Annotated in this window: 5 protein-coding genes; 4 read left to right on the top strand and 1 reads right to left on the bottom strand. The window is 35.8% G+C overall.

Translation table 11 applies throughout. The features are described 5' to 3' along the window. The first annotated feature begins 409 nt into the window (after window positions 1-409). Window positions 410-844 (top strand): FKBP-type peptidyl-prolyl cis-trans isomerase, encoded by a 435-nt coding sequence (locus tag CK510_RS28060; RefSeq protein ID WP_095724775.1) that lies wholly within the window; start codon window positions 410-412, stop codon window positions 842-844. A gap of 276 nt (window positions 845-1120) precedes the next feature. Further along, on the top strand, window positions 1121-2365 hold the full coding sequence (locus CK510_RS28050; RefSeq protein WP_095724773.1) for a response regulator: 1245 nt from the start codon (window positions 1121-1123) through the stop codon (window positions 2363-2365). 10 nt (window positions 2366-2375) lie between these two features. On the opposite strand, the gene CK510_RS32445 is transcribed toward CK510_RS28050, so the two are convergent. Continuing rightward, the gene (locus CK510_RS32445) at window positions 2376-2567 is read right to left on the bottom strand and encodes a hypothetical protein (protein ID WP_143289474.1); all 192 of its coding nucleotides are present in this window, start codon (window positions 2565-2567) and stop codon (window positions 2376-2378) included. 218 nt (window positions 2568-2785) lie between these two features. Between CK510_RS32445 and CK510_RS28045 the strand changes: the two genes are divergently transcribed. Together CK510_RS28045 and CK510_RS33720 are read left to right on the top strand one after the other, a co-directional pair. After that, a complete protein-coding gene (locus CK510_RS28045; protein WP_245912478.1) occupies window positions 2786-3127 on the top strand; it encodes a host attachment protein in 342 nt (113 codons plus the stop codon). 6 nt (window positions 3128-3133) lie between these two features. Continuing rightward, complete coding sequence (locus CK510_RS33720; protein ID WP_245912477.1) at window positions 3134-3277, top strand: hypothetical protein; 144 nt, start codon at window positions 3134-3136, stop codon at window positions 3275-3277. The last annotated feature ends 281 nt before the right edge of the window (window positions 3278-3558 follow it).

The raw sequence follows: 3558 nt of genomic DNA, 5'->3' as shown, positions 1-3558 counted from the left end.
TCCAAATTATTATAATTATTGTGGGGTGGGCATCCCTGCCTGCCCTAATATATAATTTAGGTGCTTTTTAGCTTATCAGACTTTAAATAGTAAACAAACTTCGTATATTTTTATCACGATAAAAATACAATTTATACATCATATAAATAAGTACATGGTCATATCTTAATTTTTCCTTGAGCCTACAATCCTTGGTATCGTTGTAAGGTAATCTTCATATTCGAGAGTAATTTTTTACTTTCAAGTTAACTTTGGAAAATATTTGATTCCAAAAAATCGAATGATTCAAAGGGAGATAATATAAATGAGACTATAGGAGGATGGCATTAACATATCAAACTGCTTTGATAGTGTCCAAAATCTGTACCTCAGAGATTGCCTTAATTAAAAAACGTCAGGAGAAAAAGTAATGGGACAAGCAAAACTAGGTGATACTGTAACCGTTCACTACACAGGAAAATTAACCGATGGTACAGTCTTTGATTCGTCAAATAATAGCAACCCACTTGAGTTTACACTTGGTGAGGGGCAATTAATTCCTGGGTTTGAGGAAGCAGTAATGGGAATGAACGCAGGTGAGTCGAAAACTACACATATCCCAGTTGAACAAGCATATGGTGAATACCGTCCAGAAATGATAATTGAAGTTGAACGGGAGCAAATGCCACCAGAATTAGAACCAGAAGTTGGTCAACAACTGCAAATTCAACAACCTACTGGAGAAGTTATACCTGTTGTAATTACTGACATTTCCGACTCCACAGTCCACTTGGATGCAAACCATCCACTTGCTGGTGAAGATTTAGTTTTTGATATTCAACTGGTTGCGATAAGTGGAGCTTAACACGGCTTTAGTTAATCGGCTGGGGCGTTAATGCTTTGCCCAAGTATCTCTCAAAATATTTTTTGGATGTAAGACTTGGATACAGGACATAGCAATGCTATGTCCTGATGTGTATTAACACTATCCGTAGTTTCTACAGTTTGAAACTCCATATCTATCGGATAACATAATAATAAATACATAAATACAACTTTTGAAACCGCTTTTCGTACAGCAAAGTATTGCTTAGGAGTTGAACAAAGTAAAGTAGAGTAAACATTTTTCTGTAAATACATCATGGTGCAAACTACACAAATTCTCAGCAAATATTTGCTTGAGGAATTCTACGCATGTACACAACTCCGATATAGTGGAAAGCTAGCAATTAGGTCATCAAACCAAGAGTATTGGAGCTTCTATTACCGATTTGGGAGAATAATTTGGGCTACGGGAGGAATGCACCCCTCTCGTCGTTGGTATCGGCAAATGACTCAATACTGCCCCTACTTTGATATTAGTACAATCAAGATTCGTGCTGCCGATTTAGCATTAGAACATTGGGATTATCAATCAATCATCGCTTTACATCGACGCGACAAATTAGACTCCAAACAGGTTGAATATATTGCTGAGAATGTGATTCAGGAAATTTTATTCGATTTGGCACAGCAGCAACAATTAAATCAGTTGACTTCTATCCGCGATTCGCAAATTATTTTAGATTTACCAATTACTTTCACTAGTACCAACTTATTTATTAAACGTGTCGAAACTCACATTCGAGATTGGAATAATGCTGGTTTCGGCAATTGCTCTCCAGATTTAGCACCAACAATTCAAGAACATCTAAATTTACAAAAAATCGTTAGCCCCGCAGTTTATAAAAACTTCACTACTTTTATTAATGGTACATATACTCTAAGAGATTTATCTGTTCTTTTAAAACAAGATATTACTAGAATTACAACTTCTTTAATTCCTCATATTTCCCAAGGATTGATTCAACTATCCAAAATACCCGACCTACCATTACCAGGAACTGTAACTATTAATAGAACTGTTCCCAAAAAAACTCAAACATTAGACGGTCCTCTAATTGCTTGTATTGATGATAGTTCGCAAGTATGTCAAATACTAGAACAAATTATTGTTTCCAATGGAATGAGATTTCTGAAAATTCAAGACCCAATTCAAGCTTTAGCAAAAATTATCGAATATAAGCCAGATTTAATCTTATTAGATTTAATTATGCCTGTTGTACATGGGTATGAAATTTGCTCCCAGATACGCAGAATATCAGAGTTTATCGACACTCCCGTGATTATATTAACTGGTAGCGAAGGCTTATTTGACAGAGTTCGGGCTAAAGTAGTTGGTTCAACCGATTTCCTGACAAAACCCATAGTCGCAGATAAAATTATCACAATGGTAAAACGGCATTTGCCAAAATATTTTGCAGAAGAGATACCCAAAATCGAAACTAAGATGTCTGAATCATCAGAATTCAACATTCAGAATACATCAATAACAAAATGCGATTAATCTAGCGATATTAAAGGTAAATTGCTGCCTCTCGGTTGTGATACACTTCAACTCGACTAAATTTAACCCTTTTACAGATTTCCTGCAAAAATATAACTTGAAACCCAACAGTTGATGGTGAATAAGTGGTTAGTCTATTTGGTTTAGTTAAAAACCTTGCGATCGCGTCTTCTAAATCTTGGGAAAATGGAGTTTGCAGCATTAATATACATGCTTTTTACCCCATTTACGCAGATTATTTACATCTTCCACATCCAAATCTGCAAATACTTGTCGCAGTTTCGATAAAGTAGCAATAAATTGGCAACCTAATTTACCGTCCTCACAAGTTCCTCATATTTATTTGCTAGCCTCACAATATCAATGGAGTGACAAAAGCTATTGTGTAATCTCCAAAAAGAATCCCAGGGAACGGAACCAATGAATAAATATTTGGTTGCTATTATTGATGGTGGCAAAGCAAGATTTTTAACACTTGAACCGATAGAGAATTTGCTCAATGAGTCTAATTGCCATCTCATCGAACATAAAGGACTCTTAAATTCGGTAAAAGAATTACAGGGTAAAGAACTTTGGACAACTACGAAAACAGGACGAAATCAAGGTACAGGAAGTCAAGCACATGCATATGATGATGGTCATGAAAATCATCTTAATGAATATGGGCGACGTTTTGCAAAAGCGATCGCAGATGAGATTATTGAATTTACCCAACGTCAATCAATTCGTCAATTAGTGCTTGTTGCAGAAGCACAAACTTGAGGTATTATGCGCGAGTCTGTTACTCCTTTACTACCCAATAACCTAAATATTCAAATAATTGCCAAAGATTTGTGTAAACTCAAAGCATTGGAAATATATGAATATTTAGCAGCTAAAAATATCTTACCTGCCCATAAGTTTGTTTCATGATACTTGTTGATGAGAAATTGAATCTTATTACTCAATTTTTAAATAATCTGGAACAAATTCTAATTTCGCGATCGCAACTAGTCAATCCCTTGTGGAACGTGGATATATTAGAACGCGCTCAATCTGCTAACTAGTTGTTAACTAGGGAAGAAATCGAGCAGCTAATTGGAGTTACAGCACTTCCGTCTGTAATGAGGTACATATAAAGAGATAAAAACCGCAGATATAGACGCTACTCTGCGAGAAGTCTCGCTAGCCTACGGCAACCTCTCCGATGTACG

The organism is Brunnivagina elsteri CCALA 953 (assembly GCF_002289455.1).
Classification (GTDB): domain Bacteria; phylum Cyanobacteriota; class Cyanobacteriia; order Cyanobacteriales; family Nostocaceae; genus Brunnivagina; species Brunnivagina elsteri.
Note: the sequence above shows the minus strand (reverse complement) of the source record. Positions and strands in the feature narration are given on the sequence as shown.

Coding starts and splice junctions, on each gene's coding strand:
- CK510_RS28060 (WP_095724775.1), top strand. CDS start 410: ATGGGACAAGCAAAACTAGGTGATACTGTAACCGTTCACTACACAGGA.
- CK510_RS28050 (WP_095724773.1), top strand. CDS start 1,121: ATGGTGCAAACTACACAAATTCTCAGCAAATATTTGCTTGAGGAATTC.
- CK510_RS32445 (WP_143289474.1), bottom strand. CDS start 2,567: ATGCTGCAAACTCCATTTTCCCAAGATTTAGAAGACGCGATCGCAAGG.
- CK510_RS28045 (WP_245912478.1), top strand. CDS start 2,786: ATGAATAAATATTTGGTTGCTATTATTGATGGTGGCAAAGCAAGATTT.
- CK510_RS33720 (WP_245912477.1), top strand. CDS start 3,134: ATGCGCGAGTCTGTTACTCCTTTACTACCCAATAACCTAAATATTCAA.